The following is a 16,036-nucleotide window of genomic DNA, read 5'->3' as shown; positions in this document are numbered from 1 at the left end:
ACCGGCCTCGCTCGGCTGTAGGGCCACCCCGACCACCTCGCCGCCCACACCGGAGCAACCGGATCACACGGGGCTCGTCACCCATTCAGCGTAGGTAGCGGGGCGGGGGCTCGCCTCTCGTGCGGGCGGCCGCGGAGCCGGGGAGGGCGCGGGCGGCGGGCTCATGACAGCGGCCGCGGCCGGGCCGGTGGGGCCCGGCCGCGGCCGGTGAGGTGTCGTGAGCGGAGCGCGGAGGTCAGCTGTCCTTGAGGATGCCGGCGCCGCGGGCCTCGGCGAGCCACTCGGGGAACTCGACCATGAGCTGCTGGTAGAGCTCGTCGTGGGAGAGGCCGCGGGGGTCGCGGCCGGCGTGGAAGAAGCCGGCGTTGTCGACGACCCGCCGCTCCGGGACGGTCAGGTCGTCGAGCTTGCGGAGGAAGTCGAAGCCCTTGGCGTCCGGGTCACCGAAGCCGAGGAACTGCCAGAAGATGGGGAGCCCGGCCGCCTCGCAGAGCGCCTTCTCGGCGGCCGGCTTGGAGGTCGGGGCGCCGTCCGTCTGGAAGATGACGAACGCCGGCGCGGTGGAGCCGGACTTCTTGTAGTGGTCGACCACGGCGTTGATGGCCCAGTGGTAGTTCGTACGGCCCATGTGACCGAGACCGGCGTGCAGCTCCGCGATGCGCCCCTCGTAATGCGTGAGGTCGAGGTCGGCGGTGCCGTCGATGTCGGTGGAGAAGAAGACGACGGGGACGGTGGCGGCGTCGTCGAGCCGGGCGGAGAGGCCGAGGGCCTGCTCGGCGAGGTTCTGGACGGTGCCGTCCTTGTAGTAGTTGCGCATCGAGCCGGAGCGGTCGAGGACCAGGTAGACGACGGCGCGCTGGGTGGCGAGGCCGTGCTTGTCCAGGACGGCGGCCGCGGACTTGATGAGGCTGTCGAGGGCCTGGGGCGTGGCGGGGGCCTTCGTCTCGCTCGCCGCGGCGGCCACGGGGGCCGGCGTTGCCTCGGGTTCCGGCTTCGCCTCGGGCTCGGGCGCGGGAGCGGGCGCGGCTTCAGCCGTTGCCTCGGGCTCCGGCTCGGGCTCCGGCTCGGGCTCCGGCTCCGCGACGGCGGCAGCCGCGGGCTCGGACTCGGCGGCGCTCTTCGTCTCGGGCGCGCTCGTGGGCTCCGGGACGGCGGCCGCTGCGACGGGTTCGGGCTCGGCGGCCGCTGCCACGGGCTCCGGCTCCGCTGCCTCCGCGGTCGTCGCCTCCGTGGCCTCTGCGGCCTCTGCTTCCGCCGTCGGTGCTGCGGTGTCAGCGGTCGGCTGGGCGGGAGCCGCCGGCGCCGGGTTGTCGAAGGCCTGGCTCACGAGGTCGGAGACGGCGTCGGAGGAGGAGTCGGCGGAAGCGTCGGCGGCTTCGACCGGCTCGGCGGAAGCCGGCTCGGCCGCCGTGAGGGACTCCGCCGCAGACTCGTCCCGCGCCTCGGCCTCGTCCCGCACCTCGGCCTCGTCCCGCACGGCGGCCTCGTCCCGTACGGCGGACTCGTCCCGTGCCGCGGACGTCTCCGCCGCGCGCTCCGCCACATCGGCCCGGGTGCCCTGGGCCGGCAGCGTCGGGGTCGCCGGAGCCGGGTCGGGGGCCGGGGACTCCGCGGGGGCCGTCCGTGCGGCCGGGACCTCGGCTTCCGGGGCCGGGGTGGAAGGGGCCGGGGTGGACTCCTCGCGGGCCTCGGGAATGGTCGCGGACTCCCGTTTGTCGGCGCCGCTCGGGGCCGCGCCGGTTTCTTCGCGGGTCGCCTTGGAGCGACCGAAAGCGTTGCGCAGCAGACTCCGAATGCCCATCGGCGAACCTCTCTTGCGTGTGGTGGGTGCGGCGTTTGTCCGTGAAGCACGGACATGTCCCTGACCAGGACGGATACGTAAGGGTAGCGGCCGGGACCGGCCTCGTCGTGGGACCCCGCGCCTTGTGTGGTGGGCCATCCGGGGGTGTTGCGGGGGCGACTGGTTTCGGCCAGCGCGCCGTCGCCGCGTTCGTCCTGCGTACGAGGTTGCCCGGCCGGCCGGACGAGCCTCTCGGCAGTCCTGACGAGCCGTCCCGGCCTTCCCGGAATTGTTCCTCCGCCGTTCATCACGGCGCCGCGTCCCCCTCGAAGTGCCCCGCATCCCGAGCTGTTCGCAAACCGGATCCCGAGCGCATCGCCCACCGGATCCCGAGCTGTTCGTACATGGGGTGTCATGCGGCTTACCTCCCCCTTGGCGCCACATCGGACGGGCAGGTGTCGCGAACGGCCGCAGGGGGAAGGGGAGTTGATTCGGCCATGTGTGAAGTGGCGGGAGTTGTGGGGCCGGAAGCGATCGCTCCGTCCGCGGTCGTCCGGGCCTCCGCGTCCGTGCCACGGCCGCGAAACACCCGCTGACCTGGGCTCTTCGTGCTCCCCGCACCGTGCGCGCGCCGCACTCGCTCCGCCGTCGCGGGCTCCGTCGTTCCTCGTCGCACATCACGCCGCGGAAACGATGTGGCAAGAGCGAGGTAAGAACTAGGTCGTTCACGTATCCGATGCGCAGGTGTGCCCATCTTCTCCGGTGACCATTGTCCTGAGCCGCACGTTGTGCCTTAGGCGGCCGGAAGAAGGCAAGAACCCTTTCGCGGGTGACGGGAGATGTGGGCGCATGGGGCTGACCAGTCAGTCGCTCGAGTACACGGTGATCGTGCTGGCGGTGGCGAGTGTGGCCGCCACGGTGTGGCTCTGGCCCCGGTTGTCACGGCACGGGGTGGGCCCCGTCCTGGGCAGATTGGGAGCCATCGCGGTCACCCAGCTGTCGATCGTGTGCGCGCTCGCCCTCGCCGTGAACACCAACTTCGAGTTCTACGGCAACTGGGACGAGCTGCTGGGCAACAACGACAAGGCCCCGGTGTCCGTGAGCCAGGGCGGCGGTCAGTTCGCCTCGGTCGGCAACATGAAGGGCGGACTGATCCAGCCCGCGGGCCCGCAGGGCCTCGACCGCGTGTCCGGACTGCCCAAGGGGCCGGCGAACCAGGTGGGCAAGGTCGAGTCCGTACGGATCATCGGCCGCCGCACGCGTGCCATCAACCCCGGCTTCGTCTATCTGCCGCCGCAGTACTTCCAGCAGCAGTACCGCCGTCAGCGGTTCCCCGTCATGGTCGTCATCAGCGGCTACCCCGGCGGAATCATGAACCTCGCCCAGCACCTCCAGGTGCCGCAGAACGCGGGCCGGCTGATCTCGCAGGGCCGGATGCAGCCGACGGTGATCGTGATGGTCCGGCCGACGATCGCGCCGCCGCGGGACACCGAGTGTGTGGACGTGCCGGGCGGGCCGCAGGCCGAGACCTTCTTCACCAAGGACCTGCCGGACGCCATGAAGTCGACCTACCGGGTGGGCCACGACCCCAGTGCCTGGGGCGCGTTCGGGTACTCGTCGGGTGGCACCTGCTCGCTCCAGCTGGCGATGCGCAACCCGAAGGTCTACACCTCGGCGGTCTCGCTCTCGGGTGACTACGCGATCAAGGACGACCTGACCACCGGCAGCCTCTTCGGCCCGGGGCCGGAGGGCGCCAAGCGCGAGCGCGAGCACGATCTGCTGTGGCGGATGAAGCACCTGCCCGCCCCGCAGATCTCCGCGCTGGTGGCCAGCAGCCGCAAGGGCGAGGCGGATTACGGCGCCACGATGAACTTCATCCATGCGGCCAAGTCGCCGATGACGGTCGACTCGATCATCCTGCCGCAGGGCAGCCACCAGTTCACGACCTGGCGGCGCGAGGTCGTCCCGGCCCTGGAGTGGCAGAGCCAGCAGCTGACGTTCCCGCAGGACACGCAGGCCGTCGCCCCGTCGCGCAAGCCGGGAGCGGGCAAGGGCGGTGCCGCGGGGCCGCAGACCGGGCCGTCCAAGTCCCCGGCCCCGACCGACGACAAGGGCCGCCGGCGGGTGGAGGCGGAGCGCCCGCGGGGGTGAGCCGCGGGTGGGCTGAGCCGCGGGTGTGCTGAGCGCCCGCGCATCGCAGGACCTGAGCAGGGGCGCCGGAGTGATCCGGCGCCCCTGCGGTGTGTGGTGGCGCCGCCGCATGATCGCCCCTGCCGCGGGTACCCGCACGTCCCATCGGGGCGCACTGCCCGTGTCGCACACCGGGGAGCGACCGCATGGCGCGTACGCAACAGGGTGCCGGGGCGGGGTGGCCACCGGTGACCGGGCGGGGGACGCGGTGACCGGCGGCGGCTCAGCGGTGCCGGCCGTACGCGGCGGGGAGGGCGTCGCGACGCCGGCGGTACGCGGCGGCGGGGCCGGCTCAGCGGCGCCCGCTCCCTGCCGTGCACTACGGCCGGTAGACCATCCCCGGCTCCGGCTTCGCCGGGGAGAGCAGCTGGGAGACCGTGACCACCGTGTAGCCGCGCTTCTTCAGTTCCTTGAGGATGCCGGGGACGGCCGGCACGGTCCCGCGGTAGATGTCGTGCAGCAGGATGATGCCGTCGCGCTCGGTCTGTTCCAGCACCCGCTTGGTGATCAGGGCCGAGTCGTTGGTCTCGTAGTCCTTGGCGGTCACGCTCCACAGGACCTGTGCCACGCCGAGTTCCTTGCTGATCTTGGACACGTCCTTGTCGGTCCTGCCCTGCGGCGGACGCATCAGCTTGGGCGACTTGCCGGTGATCTTGCGGACCGCGTCCTGGACGCGGGAGATCTCGCGCCAGGCCGTTTCGGGCTTGACGTCGGTGAGGATCTGGTGCGACCAGGTGTGGTTGGCCAGCTCATGGCCCTCGGCGTCGATCCGCTTCACCTCGGCGGGGCGCTTTTCGATGTGGTTCTTGCCGAGCATGAAGAACGTCGCATGCACCTTCTCCCGCTTGAGGATGTCCAGCAGGTGGTTGGTGTTCTCGCTGGGGCCGGCATCGAAGGTGAGGGCGACGCACTTGGCCTTGCGGCAGTCGACCTCGTCGCCGCGCGCGCTCGCGGTCTTCCGGCTGTCCTTCGCGTCCCCGGCCGCGGCGAGCCGGGCGTCCTTCGCTTTCACGTCGGCCGCCGGTGCGTCGGCGCGGGCGTCGGCCGGGGCCGTGACGTCGTAGGAGGTGCAGCTGCTGAGGGCCAGGACCAGGGACGTGGCCGTCAGCAGCCCGGCTATGGATGTGCGGCGGGCCGCGGAAATCTGCTTCGGCATGCGGGTCTCTCCTCGGGTGCGGACGGCCGCCTACGGGCCCGTGACCTGCGTTCCGGGCAGGGCGAAGCCGACGCGTACGGGCCTGGCCGCGCCGCGCCGACCCGCGCTCACGGCGGTCGAAGGGACTCGGAGGTGACTATACACAGGCAGTACACATGCGATGTATACGTGGGGTGTGTACGCGAGGCGAGGAGGCAAGGGGAGCGGGCCGCGCGCCGGTCGGCGGCGGTCGTCCGCGGCCGCCCCGATCGGACGCGTCCGCCGCGACACTCCGCGCCCGCCGGGGTGGACTCGTACCGTGACCGCACCGCCTCCGGACGACTGCCTGGCCCGAAACGACTGGATCTGCGGCGACTATCTGAGTACCCGTCGGCAGATCCTGCTCGACGCGGTCGCCCAGCATCTCCAGCTGACGGTGGTCTCGGTGGCGCTCGGGCTGGTGATCGCGGTCCCGCTGGCGCTGCTGGCCCGCCGCCGGCGCTGGACGGCCGGGCCGGTGCTCGGCCTCACCACGGTGATCTACACCATCCCGTCGCTGGCGATGTTCTCGCTGCTGCTGCCGGTCTACGGGCTGTCCGCCACCCTCGTCGTGGTCGGTCTCGCCCTGTACTCCCTGACGCTGCTGGTCCGGAACCTCCTGGCGGGGCTGGAGGGCGTCCCCGCCGAGGCCAAGGAAGCCGCCCGCGGTATGGGCTACGGGCCGATGCGCCAACTGCTGACTGTGGAGCTGCCGCTGGCCCTGCCGGCCGCGATGGCCGGGCTGCGGATCGCCACGGTCTCCGCGGTCGCGCTCACCACCGTCGGCGCGATCGTCGGGTACGGCGGGCTGGGCAACCTCATCTACGCCGGCATGAATTCCTTCTTCAAGGCGCAGGTGCTCACCGCGTCCGTGCTCTGTGTGCTCATCGCGGTCGTGCTCGATCTGCTGCTGCTCGGCGCGGAACGGCTGCTCACGCCCTGGCGCCGGGCGGGCCGGCGGACGCGGGTGCGGGCCCGGGCCACCGCGCGAGGCGCAGAGCCGGCCGCGGCCCCCGGGCGGCGGACATGAACACCCTCTCGGCGGTCTGGACCTGGCTGACCACCGCCTCCCACTGGTCCGGCGAGAACGGCGTCTGGCACCGCCTCGAACAGCACCTGGTGCTCACCTTCGCCTGCCTGGTCCTCAGCGCCCTGATCGCGCTGCCGGTCGCGCTGACCCTCGGTCACCTCGGGCGCGGCGGCGCGCTGGCCGTCAATCTGGCCAACGTCGGCCGTGCGGTGCCGACCTTCGCCGTCCTGGTCCTGCTGCTGCTCACCCCGATCGGACGGTACGGTCAATGGCCGACGATCATCGCGCTGGTGCTGTTCGCCATTCCGCCGCTGCTCACCAATGCGTACGTCGGGATGCGGGAGGTGGACCAGAACGTGGTGCGGGCCGCGCGGGGCATGGGGATGACCGGCCTGCAGCTGGTACGCCGGGTCGAGGTGCCGCTCGCCTTTCCCCTCGTCCTGACCGGCATCCGGATCGCCGCGGTCCAGCTGGTGGCCACGGCGACGCTCGCCGCGCTGGTCGGCGGCGGCGGCTTGGGCCGGATCATCACCGCGGGGTTCAACCTGGCCAGCACCCCGCAGGTGGTCGCCGGTGCCGTGCTGGTCGCGGTGTTCGCCCTGTTGATGGAGGCGGCCTTCGAGCTGGTGCAGCGGTGCGCGCCGGGGTGGGTGCGGGGGCGGGCCCGGTGAGGGCGGCCGCGACGGCCCTCGCGGTCCTCACCGCGCTCGGTCTCGCGGCCTGTACCAGCGGGCCCTCCCTGGAGACCCGGTCCGCGATCACCGCCTCCCCCGGCGACAGCCATGACCTGGCCATCGGCTCGGCCGGCTTCACCGAGAGCGAGCTGCTCGCGCAGATGTACGCGGCCCTGCTCAACCACGCCGGCTACCGTACCCATGTCGTGACCGTCGGCAACCGTGAGCTGTACGAACCCGCCCTGGAGGCCGGGCAGATCGATGTCGTCCCCGAGTACGCCGCGACCTTCGCGGACTGGCTCAACGCCAAGAACAAGGGATCCGCGGCGGCCCCGGTCGCCTCGCCCGACCTCGGCGCCACGATGGCCGTGCTGCGTCGGCTCGCCGGCGCCCGCGGTCTGACCGCGCTCCCGGCCGGCCGGGCCGTCGACCAGAACGCCTTCGCGGTGAGCGCCGCCTACGCCCGCAAGCACCACCTCAAGACCCTCAGTGACCTGGGCCGGTCCAAGCTGCCGGTGCGTCTTGCGGCGGGCGACGAGTGCGTCCAGCGGCCGTTCTGTGCGCCGGGGCTGAAGAAGAAGTACGGGATCAACATCGCCGCCATCGACCCGAAGGGCGTGGGCACCACGCCCGCCAAGCAGGCCGTCCAGAACGGGCAGGACCAGATGGTGCTGACCACCAGCACCGATGCCACTCTCGACCAGTTCGGTCTGGTGCTGCTCACCGACGACAAGAAGCTGCAGAACGCCGACTACGTCCTCCCGGTCGTCAACCGCTCCCGCGCGGGCAGCGCCCGTGTGGCCGCCGCGCTCAACCGCCTCAGCAAGGTCCTCACCACCGCCGATCTGGCGTACCTCAACGAGGAGGTGGACAGCTGGCGGCGGCTGCCGGCGGATGTGGCCCGTAACTACCTTGAGTCGAAGGGGTTGTTGCCCAAGGGCTGAGGGGGCGGCGACGGGGGCGGTGGCAGCAGCAGCACGCACGGCTGGGTACGGCACGGTGGGCACGGCACGGTGGGCACGGCACGGCACGGCACGTTTCACGTGAAACGCCCGGCGGTTTCCCGGCCCCTTCCCGCTCCTCCCCACGCCCCCGCCGCGCTCACTGGGTAGGCACCGAATCCACCTCGGCCCGCTCCCGCCGGACGCCTCGTTCGCCCCTGCCCCCGATCGTGCGGCGCAGCGCCTCATGGAGTGTGGTCGGGGTGAGGACGCCCAGGAAGCGGTGGCCGTCCAGGACCGCGATCCAGCCGGCGTCGTGCTTGAGCATCTCGCTGAAGGCGTCCTTGAGGGTGCCGGTCACCGGTACCCAGGCCTCCATCCGGCGGGCGTGACCGGCGACCGTGCCGGCCGCTCCCACCAGTTCCTCCGTGCCCACCCAGCCGTGCAGTTCGCCCTCTTCGTCGAGCACCACCGCCCAGCGGGCGCCCTCGGTCCGCATCCGGGTCATGGCCTCCGCGGCGGGTTCGTCGAGCCGGGCGAACGGCGGACGTTCGAGGTCGGCGCGGTCGATGGTGGTGACCGAGAGCTGCTTCAACGCACGGTCGGTGCCGACGAATTCGGCGACATAAGGGGTGGCGGGGGCGCCGAGGACGCTGGCGGGGGTGTCGTACTGCTCGATCCGGCCCGTCCCGTAGACCGCGATCCGGTCGCCGAGCCGGATGGCCTCCTCGATGTCATGGGTGACCAGCAGCACGGTCTTGTGCATGGTCGCCTGGAGCCGCAGGAACTCCTTCTGGAGCCGGTCGCGGACGACCGGGTCGACCGCGCCGAACGGCTCGTCCATCAGCAGCACCGGCGGGTCGGCGGCGAGCGCACGGGCCACCCCGACCCGTTGGCGCTGGCCGCCGGAGAGCTGCTCGGGGTAGCGCGAGCCGTAGACGCCCGGGTCCAGGCCGACCAGGTCCAGGAGTTCGGCGGCCCGCTCGCGTGCCTTGGCCTTCTTCCAGCCGGTCAGAACGGGCACGGTGGCGGTGTTGTCGAGGACGGTGCGATGCGGGAAGAGGCCGGTCTGCTGGATGACGTAGCCCATCCGGCGGCGCAGCTGGACCGGGTCGACGCCGGCGATGTCGGCACCGTCGACGCTGATCCGGCCGTGGGTGGGGTCGATCAGCCGGTTGACCATCATCATGGTCGTCGTCTTGCCGCAGCCGGACGGCCCGACCAGCGTCACCAGCTCCCCCTCGCCGACCTCGAAGGAGAGGCCGTCAACGGCGGTGGTCCCGTCGGGGTAGCGCTTGGTGACGGAGTCGAACCGGATCATTGCGCCATTGAATCCCGTGGTCCGCGCCCCGACCCGTCATGCGCGCAATCGGGTGGGGACGAGGGCCGTCAGCGGGGGCGGGAATACGGACCGTCAGCCGGGAGCCGGGCACCGGCTCAGCCGCGGGCGCCCGCCGTCGGTTCCGGCTCCCCTCCACCGCCCGGCTCCGCTCCGTCGCCCATCCGGTACCCGGCGCCCGGCACGGCCTCGATCACCGGCGGGTCGCCGAGCTTGGCGCGCAGGGTGCCGAGCGTGACGCGTACGGAGTTGGCGCGGTAGCTGGGGTGCTCCTCCCATACCTCCTCGATCAGCTCGTCGCCGCTGACCACCGTGCCCTGGGCGCGCAGCAGCACTTCCAGCACGCCGAACTCCTTGCGGGACAGCGCCAGCGGCCGGCCGTCGCGGAGGGCCAGTCGGCGCCCGGTGTCGACGCGGACCCCGGCCCGCTCGATCACCGGCGGCCGGTCGGAGCGGGCGCGCCGGCCCAGCGCCAGCACCCGGTCGCGCAGCGCCTCGTACGCGAAGGGCTTGGTCAGCCGGTCGTCCGCGCCGGGCTCCCGGCGCCCGTCGGGGCCGGGCGCCGGGCCGGCCGCGGTGAGCTGCAACACCCGGGTCGGCAGCCCCTGTTCCACCACGTACCGGAAGACCTCGTCACCGTGCAGACCGGGCAGATCGCGGTCCAGGACGAGCACGTCGTAGGCGTCGCGCCGGAGCCTGTCCAGCGCCGCGCGGCTGCTGTGGGCGATGTCCACTGTGAGCTCCGCACGGCGCAGCCCCGAGACGATCATGTCCGCGAGGAACTCCTCGTCCTCCACCACCAGAACGCGCATGGCGTCATGTGTACCCGAGCTGCGCGTCCGGCTGCCGGAACCTCCTCCGCCGCGACCCCGCGGGCCGGGGAATTCACCACGCTGGGTCCGCCCGGCGGCCCGTCGGGCCCCGGCGCGGGCCGCGCCGCGCCCCCGGACCGGCCCCCGGACCGGCCGCCCGGACGGGCGGTGCGGCCCTCGGCGCCACCCGGTCATCGGGCCCGGGGCCAGGCGGCCCCTGCCCGGGGGGCCGTAAGAGTTGCTTCCGCCGCACCGCCTCCCCTCCTGCCACATCCGGCCCCACCGGCGTGCTTACGATCCACTTCGGCCACCGGTCGGAAGGGTGGAAGGGAACGCCACATGAGAGCCGTAGCAGTCAGCGCATTCGGTGAACAGCCGCAGCTCATGGATCTGCCACAGCCCGACCCAGGGCCCGGTGAGGTCCTGGTGCGGCTGGCCGCCGCCGGACTCAACCCCATCGACTGGAAGATCGCCGACGGGATGTTCGGGGATGCCGTGCCGGTCTCCTTCCCGCTGGTCATGGGGACGGACGGGGCCGGCGAGGTGCTCGCGATCGGCGCCGGGGTACGGCGGTTCACCATCGGCGACGCGGTGTTCGGCCAGTTCCAGCGGCCGCAGCAGGGCGGCGGTTCGTACTGCGAACTCGCCCTCGCCGACGAGGACCGCATCGCCCACGCCGCCCGCAGCGTCACCTATGCCACCTCCGCGGCGCTGCCGACGGCCGGCATGACCGCGTACAACCTGGTGGAGGAGACCCGGATCGGCGAGGGCAGAAGGGTGCTGATCGTCGGCGCGACCGGCGGCGTCGGCACCTTCGCCACCCAGCTCGCGGCCGGCCGCGGCGCCGAGGTGATCGCCACCGCGCGCCCGGCGAAAGCGGAGCTGATGCGCACGCTGGGCGCCGCGGAGACCGTCGACCACACCGCGGGGTCGGTCGCCGACCAGGTTCTGGCGGCCCATCCGGACGGTGTCGACGTGCTGATCGACATGACCGGTGGCCCCGAGGACTTCGCCAAGCTGACCCGGACCGTACGCGACGGAGGGATCGCCGTCTCGCTGATCGGCTCGGCCGACGCGGACGAGCTGACCGACCACAACCTCCGCGGCTTCAACTTCGTCAACCGCCCCTCCCCGCAGCTGCTGGAGATCCTCGCCGGCCAGGTCGACGCGGGCCGGCTGACGGTCCTGGTGGGCCGCGAGGTCCCCCTGGAGGAGGCGCCGGAAGCCCTCGCGGCCAGCCGCACCGGCCGGGCCCAGGGCAAGACGGTGCTGGCGATCTGAGCGCGGGTCACCACGCTTATGCGGCACGCGCGGCGAGCCGCCGTGCGCGCAGTGCCCGGGCCGCCGGTGGTCCGCCCGCGGCCAGTGCGGCGGTCAGGGTGCCCGCGCCGATGAGCAGCCAGACCCCGGTGAGCAGCGGATCGGTGAGTGCGTCGGCGTAGGCGCCCGCGGCGGGCCGGGAGACCATGGCCGGCAGCGCGTCCAGGGTGCGGCGGCGGATCAGCGCCAGCGCCACGGCCAGCAGCGCGGCGGCCGCCGCACAGCCCGCCCCGGCACCGATCAGCGCCCGCCGCCGGCGCCGTACCAGCACCAGCCCGCCGGCCAGACACAGCGCCGCGGCCGGCGGCAGCAGCCGTGCCCCGGCGTGCACGAGGTCGTAGGCCGCCCGGACACGCGGCACGTCCGGGGCCTTCAGCAGCACGATCTGCACTCCGGCCCGCGGCACCTGGCGCACGAGGTCGAGCCCCACGCCGTTGTGGGACAGCTGATGTCTGACCCGCTCCACGACGGGCGTGAGATCGAGCGTGACCGAGGAGCGGCCGGGTGCGGCCAGACTGCCGTCCAGGGTCCGGTGGGCGGTGCGGTGCACCCCGTTCCACATCGCCGGGAAGCCGCGGCCGGTGACGACCTGCCGCACCTGCCGGGTCACGTACTCGCGGATGCCGCGGGTGAAGTGGCGGCGCACCGCGGGGCGTTCGGCGCGGGGTACGGCCTTGAGCAGCCCGTCGAGCCGGACATGTGCCATCACGCCGTCCGTCACATCGCCGACGACCGCCTCCTGGACGGCGGCGTTTCCCGCCAGCGGCGCCACCGCCGCCACATAGCCGTCGGTCTCGGTCAGCTCGGCGCGCGCCCGGACGGCGGCCAGCCCCAGCGGCAGCAGCACCACCCCCACCAGCAGCAGCACCCCGCCGGCCACGCCCCGCCAGGCCGTCCGCGGCCCGCGCGGTGGCGGCTCCCCCGCCGGCACCCGCCCGCCCGGGCGTACGGGTGCGCTCGCTGACATCGGTGGGGTCCCTCCTGGCGGCAATCCGGTCGGCGTCCCTCGGCTCGGTCGGGCCCGGGGGAGTGCCGCCCGGCGCGCCCCGCGGCCTGCTCCCAGGCAAGTGGGAACTCCTGCCGTCCGCGAGCGGGGCCGGTGCCAACGGGTGACCGGGCGCGCGGCCCGCGCTCAGTGCTGTGCCGCGGCCCGCCGCCGCACCGCCCGCACCACACCCGGCCCGAGCAGCGCGACGGCCACGGCGCCCACCGCCCACCACACCCAGCCGTCGCCGCCCCCGCCCTCCGGGTGTGTCTCCGGCAGGTCGTCGAGATCGCCCGAACAGGCCGTGGGCGCGAAGGATCCGCCGACGTAGACGCAGACCGTCGCGGCGGCCCGCATGCTGCCGGGGGCCGCGGTGGCGGTGAGGTCGGTGCGGTCGCCGAGCACGGCGGTGGCGGTGAACACCTGGATGTCGTGCGCGGGGATGTCGGAGCGCCAGATCACCTTCTGCTCGCCGGTGCCCCGCCCTTCGACGGTGCCGCCGGGTGCGGTGGCGGAGGTCGTGGTGGCCGGCATCTCCTGTTCGATGCGGGCCCGGTGGACGTCGGTGGGCCCCAGGTTGTGCACCGTGATGCGGTAGTCGAGCCGTTTGCCGGCCTCGGTGTCGTCGACGCCGTCGGTCACCGCGACCGACACCGAAACGGCGGGCGGCGGTGCCTGCGGGGCCGATGCGACGGCGGACGGTCCGAGGAGCGTGGCGGCGCACAGCAGCGCGCAGACAACGGCGGTTCTCATGCCGTCATCGGAGCATCGCGGCCGCCGCACCGGCGGCAGACGGCTCCCTCCCCGGTCCGGGTTCACCCGAGTGAGGGGCGGCAGCGGGGCGACGTCCGGGCACGCGGCCCGTACGACCGGGCCCTCAGTGCGTGTGCGGCCCCGGCCGGTGCACCGGACCGTGGGCGTCCGCGCAGTGTTCGGCCTGCTGCTCCGGGGCGGGGCCGGGCCGCGGGCCGAGGGTCAGGACGTCGTCGGGCGCGCCCTGTTCGCCGACGTGATCGACCTGGAGGGTGGCATGGGTGATGCCGTACTCCCCGCTCAGCAGCTCCTGCAGACTGCGGCGGACCTTGTGGCAGTCACCGCCCGGCTCCACCAGGATGTGCGCGGACAGCGCCGGCTGCCCGGACGTGATCTGCCAGATGTGCAGATCGTGCACCTCGACGACCTGGTCAGCGGCGCACAGGTGATCGCCCAGCGCGTCCGGGTCGACCCCGGCCGGTGCGGCCTCCAGGAAGATCCGGCCGGACTCGCGCACCAGGCTCGTACCGGCCCGCAGCATCAGCGCCACGACCACCAGCGAGGCGATCGCGTCCGCCTGCCGGAAGCCCGTCGTCAGCACGATCAGACCGGAGACGGCGGTGGCGACGAACCCGAACAGGTCGGTGAGGATGTGCTGGTAGGCGCCCTCGACGTTCAGGCTGGAGCGGTTGGCCCGGGACAGCATCCAGGTGCAGATCAGGTTGATCACGACCCCGGCCAGCGCGGTGATCAGCACCAGTCCGCCGGTCACCGCGGGCGGCGTGATCAGCCGCTGGACCGCCTCGTACCCCAGCCAGACCGACAGCAGCAGCAGGGTGATGCCGTTGGCCTGCGCGGAGAGGATCTCGGCGCGCTTGAGCCCGTACGTGTACCCGCCGCGGGCCGGGCGCGCGGCCAGCCGCATCGCGATCAGGGCGAGCACGATCGAGACCGCGTCGGTGAGCATATGGGCGGCGTCCGCGATCAGCGCCAGGGACTGTGCCACCACACCGATGACGACCTCGATCGCCAGATAGCTGGTGAGCAGGATGAGCGCGCCGCGCAGCCAGCGCCGGTCGGCGTCCGCCGAGACTCCGTGTGCATGGCTGTGGTCGTGCCCCTGGCCGTGGGCGTGCTCGGTCATGGACGCCTCCCTCCTGGCTTGCTGCCACTGGCTCCTCCTGGGAAGCAAACCGCACTTCGGCGAAAGATCCAAAGGCTGCACCGGTGACCGTTGTCATTACCGTCGAACCGCCGATCGTGCCTGGTCAGAGCGGTGCGGGAGGCGGGGGAGGGAGAGCGGGAAACGGAGGCCGGGCGGCCGGCGCCGTACGGCGGGGCAACGGCCGCGGCCCGTCCGGCGCGGGTAGCATCCGGCGGCATGAGCGCTACGGGCGAGACCCGGCGGCCCGCGCCCGGCAGGGGCCAGATCATGGCGGTGCTCGGTCTGCTGGCCGCCGTCGCCATCCTGTACACCCACCACGACGGCCTGCCCTTCTGGCTGGGCGCCCTGACCGGCGTGCTCGCCGTCCTCGGCCATCTGGCCTGCTTCGACGCCCCGCGCGGCATCTGGCAGTGGCTGCCGGCGGTCCTCGGCTTCTGCGCGTCGTTCCTGTTCGCGGGGCAGTTCCTGCTCACGCTGCTGACGTGAGGCGGTGGGGCGGCCGACGGACCGCCCGAGGTCACACCGCGGCCGCCCCCCGCCCCACCGGATGCAGCGCCGCGTACTCCAGTGGTGCCGACGGATCGACCGAGACGTCCAGTGGGGCCGGTGCGGCGCCCGAGCGGACGAGGAGGTCGCCGACCGCGGCGATCATCGCGCCGTTGTCCGTGCACAGCCGCGGCGGCGGGACCCGCAGGGTGAGTCCGGCGGCCGCGCAGCGCTGCTGGGCCAGCGCCCGCACCCGTGAGTTGGCGGCCACCCCTCCCACCACGACCAGCGTCCGCACCCCGTGCTCGGTGCAGGCGGCCACCGCCTTGCGGGTCAGGACGTCGGCGACCGCCTCCTGGAGTGCGGCCGCGCCGTCGGCGACCGGCAGCGGGCGGCCCGCGGCGCGATGGCGCTCCGCCCACCGGGCCGCCGCGGTCTTCAGCCCTGAGAACGAGAAGGCGAAGCGCATCGCGGGCGGGCCGGTGGTGAGCGGGCGGGGGAAGGGGACAGCGCACGGATCCCCCGCGCGCGCTGTCCGGTCGATGGCCGGGCCGCCGGGGTACGGCAGCCCGAAGACCCGGGCGACCTTGTCGAAGCACTCACCGGCGGCGTCGTCCAGGGTGTCGCCGAGGTGCACGATGCGGTCGCGGGCCAGGTCGCGGACGAGCAGCAGTGAGGTGTGGCCGCCGGAGACGATCAGCACCACACAGGGGTCGGGCAGCGGGCCGTGGGCGAGGGTGTCGGCGGCCACGTGCCCGGCGAGGTGGTGGACGCCGTACAGCGGCACCCCCAGCGCGTACGCCAGGGACTTGGCACCGGCCAGCCCCACCTGGAGCGCGCCGGACAGCCCCGGGCCGCAGGTCACCGCGACCGCCCCGATGTCGGCGGCCCGCAGCCCGGCCTCGTCCAGGGCGCCGCGGACGACGGGGTTCAGGGCGTGCACATGCGCGCGGGCGGCGATCTCCGGCACCACACCGCCGAACCGGGTGTGCTCGGCCATGCTCGACGCGAGCGCCTGCCCGAGCAGCCGGCCGTCGCGCACCAGCCCGGCGCCCGTCTCGTCGCAGGACGACTCGATGCCCAGCACCACCGGTGAGCCCACTGACCGACCACCCCTTCTCGTTCCCGGCGGCCCATATTAGGCCGATTGCGCAAGTGGCAGGCAAGTGCAACCTATGTGCAATAAGGGGCGTGTGGTGCGGTGGAGGCTCCCCGCGGGCGGGGGCCGTCCGACCGGTCAGTAGAGTTCGGCTCCCGTCCCCCGGACCGGTTCCTGTCCGCCGGACCGGTTCCTGTTCCCCCGGACGGGAGCCCGTCCCCCCGGACCGGATCCCGTCCGGGGGAACAGGAACCGGTCCGGCGGACAGGAACCGGTCCGGGGGACGGG

General features: G+C 73.3%; 14 protein-coding genes. 6 read left to right on the top strand and 8 right to left on the bottom strand.

The window, feature by feature from the left end:
* Positions 1-235 precede the first annotated feature (235 nt).
* Positions 236-1,801 carry a vWA domain-containing protein gene (locus EST54_RS09855; RefSeq protein ID WP_129247129.1) on the bottom strand — a complete coding sequence of 522 codons (1,566 nt, stop codon included), beginning with the start codon at positions 1,799-1,801 and terminating at the stop codon, positions 236-238.
* A gap of 828 nt (positions 1,802-2,629) precedes the next feature.
* On the opposite strand from EST54_RS09855, the gene EST54_RS09850 reads away from it, so the two are divergent.
* A complete protein-coding gene (locus EST54_RS09850; RefSeq protein ID WP_129247127.1) occupies positions 2,630-3,931 on the top strand; it encodes an alpha/beta hydrolase in 1,302 nt (433 codons plus the stop codon).
* 358 nt (positions 3,932-4,289) lie between these two features.
* On the opposite strand, the gene EST54_RS09845 is transcribed toward EST54_RS09850, so the two are convergent.
* A complete protein-coding gene (locus EST54_RS09845; RefSeq protein WP_129247125.1) occupies positions 4,290-5,126 on the bottom strand; it encodes a polysaccharide deacetylase family protein in 837 nt (278 codons plus the stop codon).
* Positions 5,127-5,424: 298 nt separating this feature from the next.
* Between EST54_RS09845 and EST54_RS09840 the strand changes: the two genes are divergently transcribed.
* The 3 genes from EST54_RS09840 to EST54_RS09830 are packed head-to-tail and all read left to right on the top strand — an operon-like array spanning position 5,425 to position 7,792.
* On the top strand, positions 5,425-6,174 hold the full coding sequence (locus EST54_RS09840; RefSeq protein ID WP_129247123.1) for an ABC transporter permease: 750 nt from the start codon (positions 5,425-5,427) through the stop codon (positions 6,172-6,174).
* Positions 6,171-6,845, top strand: coding sequence for an ABC transporter permease (locus EST54_RS09835; protein WP_129247122.1), 675 nt, complete (start codon positions 6,171-6,173; stop codon positions 6,843-6,845). The genes EST54_RS09840 and EST54_RS09835 overlap by 4 nt, the downstream gene beginning before the upstream one ends.
* A complete protein-coding gene (locus tag EST54_RS09830) occupies positions 6,842-7,792 on the top strand; it encodes an ABC transporter substrate-binding protein (RefSeq protein WP_244942483.1) in 951 nt (316 codons plus the stop codon). Before EST54_RS09835 ends, EST54_RS09830 begins: the two co-directional genes overlap by 4 nt.
* Before the next feature lie 157 nt (positions 7,793-7,949).
* On the opposite strand, the gene EST54_RS09825 is transcribed toward EST54_RS09830, so the two are convergent.
* Positions 7,950-9,110 (bottom strand): betaine/proline/choline family ABC transporter ATP-binding protein, encoded by a 1,161-nt coding sequence (locus EST54_RS09825; protein ID WP_129247118.1) that lies wholly within the window; start codon positions 9,108-9,110, stop codon positions 7,950-7,952.
* Positions 9,111-9,226: 116 nt separating this feature from the next.
* Complete coding sequence (locus EST54_RS09820) at positions 9,227-9,940, bottom strand: response regulator transcription factor (protein ID WP_129247116.1); 714 nt, start codon at positions 9,938-9,940, stop codon at positions 9,227-9,229.
* A 339-nt stretch (positions 9,941-10,279) separates the two neighbouring features.
* On the opposite strand from EST54_RS09820, the gene EST54_RS09815 reads away from it, so the two are divergent.
* Entirely contained in the window at positions 10,280-11,221 is a 942-nt protein-coding gene (locus tag EST54_RS09815; protein ID WP_174857424.1) for an NADP-dependent oxidoreductase, read from the top strand.
* Between the two features lie 16 nt (positions 11,222-11,237).
* Here EST54_RS09815 and EST54_RS09810 read toward each other — a convergent pair whose 3' ends face one another.
* From EST54_RS09810 to EST54_RS09800, 3 genes are all read right to left on the bottom strand, one after another.
* Complete coding sequence (locus tag EST54_RS09810) at positions 11,238-12,227, bottom strand: hypothetical protein (protein WP_129247114.1); 990 nt, start codon at positions 12,225-12,227, stop codon at positions 11,238-11,240.
* A 165-nt stretch (positions 12,228-12,392) separates the two neighbouring features.
* A complete protein-coding gene (locus tag EST54_RS09805; RefSeq protein WP_129247112.1) occupies positions 12,393-12,998 on the bottom strand; it encodes a DUF11 domain-containing protein in 606 nt (201 codons plus the stop codon).
* 124 nt (positions 12,999-13,122) lie between these two features.
* Positions 13,123-14,142 carry a cation diffusion facilitator family transporter gene (locus EST54_RS09800; protein WP_129247110.1) on the bottom strand — a complete coding sequence of 340 codons (1,020 nt, stop codon included), beginning with the start codon at positions 14,140-14,142 and terminating at the stop codon, positions 13,123-13,125.
* Between the two features lie 237 nt (positions 14,143-14,379).
* On the opposite strand from EST54_RS09800, the gene EST54_RS09795 reads away from it, so the two are divergent.
* The gene (locus EST54_RS09795) at positions 14,380-14,649 is read left to right on the top strand and encodes a hypothetical protein (protein ID WP_239013197.1); all 270 of its coding nucleotides are present in this window, start codon (positions 14,380-14,382) and stop codon (positions 14,647-14,649) included.
* A 31-nt stretch (positions 14,650-14,680) separates the two neighbouring features.
* On the opposite strand, the gene tsaD is transcribed toward EST54_RS09795, so the two are convergent.
* Positions 14,681-15,751: a tRNA (adenosine(37)-N6)-threonylcarbamoyltransferase complex transferase subunit TsaD gene (gene tsaD, locus EST54_RS09790; RefSeq protein WP_129247108.1), complete on the bottom strand. Its 1,071-nt coding sequence runs from the start codon at positions 15,749-15,751 to the stop codon at positions 14,681-14,683.
* Positions 15,752-16,036: the final 285 nt, after the last annotated feature.

Origin of the sequence: Streptomyces sioyaensis, assembly GCF_004122735.1 — a bacterium.
Classification (GTDB): domain Bacteria; phylum Actinomycetota; class Actinomycetes; order Streptomycetales; family Streptomycetaceae; genus Streptomyces; species Streptomyces sioyaensis.
Note: the sequence above shows the minus strand (reverse complement) of the source record. Positions and strands in the feature narration are given on the sequence as shown.

What these genes read in the sequence shown, in the direction of transcription:
- EST54_RS09810 (WP_129247114.1), bottom strand. Translation starts at nt 12,227, where the DNA reads ATGTCAGCGAGCGCACCCGTACGCCCGGGCGGGCGGGTGCCGGCGGGG.
- EST54_RS09820 (WP_129247116.1), bottom strand. Translation starts at nt 9,940, where the DNA reads ATGCGCGTTCTGGTGGTGGAGGACGAGGAGTTCCTCGCGGACATGATC.
- EST54_RS09835 (WP_129247122.1), top strand. Translation starts at nt 6,171, where the DNA reads ATGAACACCCTCTCGGCGGTCTGGACCTGGCTGACCACCGCCTCCCAC.
- EST54_RS09845 (WP_129247125.1), bottom strand. Translation starts at nt 5,126, where the DNA reads ATGCCGAAGCAGATTTCCGCGGCCCGCCGCACATCCATAGCCGGGCTG.
- EST54_RS09850 (WP_129247127.1), top strand. Translation starts at nt 2,630, where the DNA reads ATGGGGCTGACCAGTCAGTCGCTCGAGTACACGGTGATCGTGCTGGCG.
- EST54_RS09795 (WP_239013197.1), top strand. Translation starts at nt 14,380, where the DNA reads ATGAGCGCTACGGGCGAGACCCGGCGGCCCGCGCCCGGCAGGGGCCAG.
- EST54_RS09815 (WP_174857424.1), top strand. Translation starts at nt 10,280, where the DNA reads ATGAGAGCCGTAGCAGTCAGCGCATTCGGTGAACAGCCGCAGCTCATG.
- EST54_RS09800 (WP_129247110.1), bottom strand. Translation starts at nt 14,142, where the DNA reads ATGACCGAGCACGCCCACGGCCAGGGGCACGACCACAGCCATGCACAC.
- EST54_RS09805 (WP_129247112.1), bottom strand. Translation starts at nt 12,998, where the DNA reads ATGAGAACCGCCGTTGTCTGCGCGCTGCTGTGCGCCGCCACGCTCCTC.
- EST54_RS09855 (WP_129247129.1), bottom strand. Translation starts at nt 1,801, where the DNA reads ATGGGCATTCGGAGTCTGCTGCGCAACGCTTTCGGTCGCTCCAAGGCG.
- EST54_RS09825 (WP_129247118.1), bottom strand. Translation starts at nt 9,110, where the DNA reads ATGATCCGGTTCGACTCCGTCACCAAGCGCTACCCCGACGGGACCACC.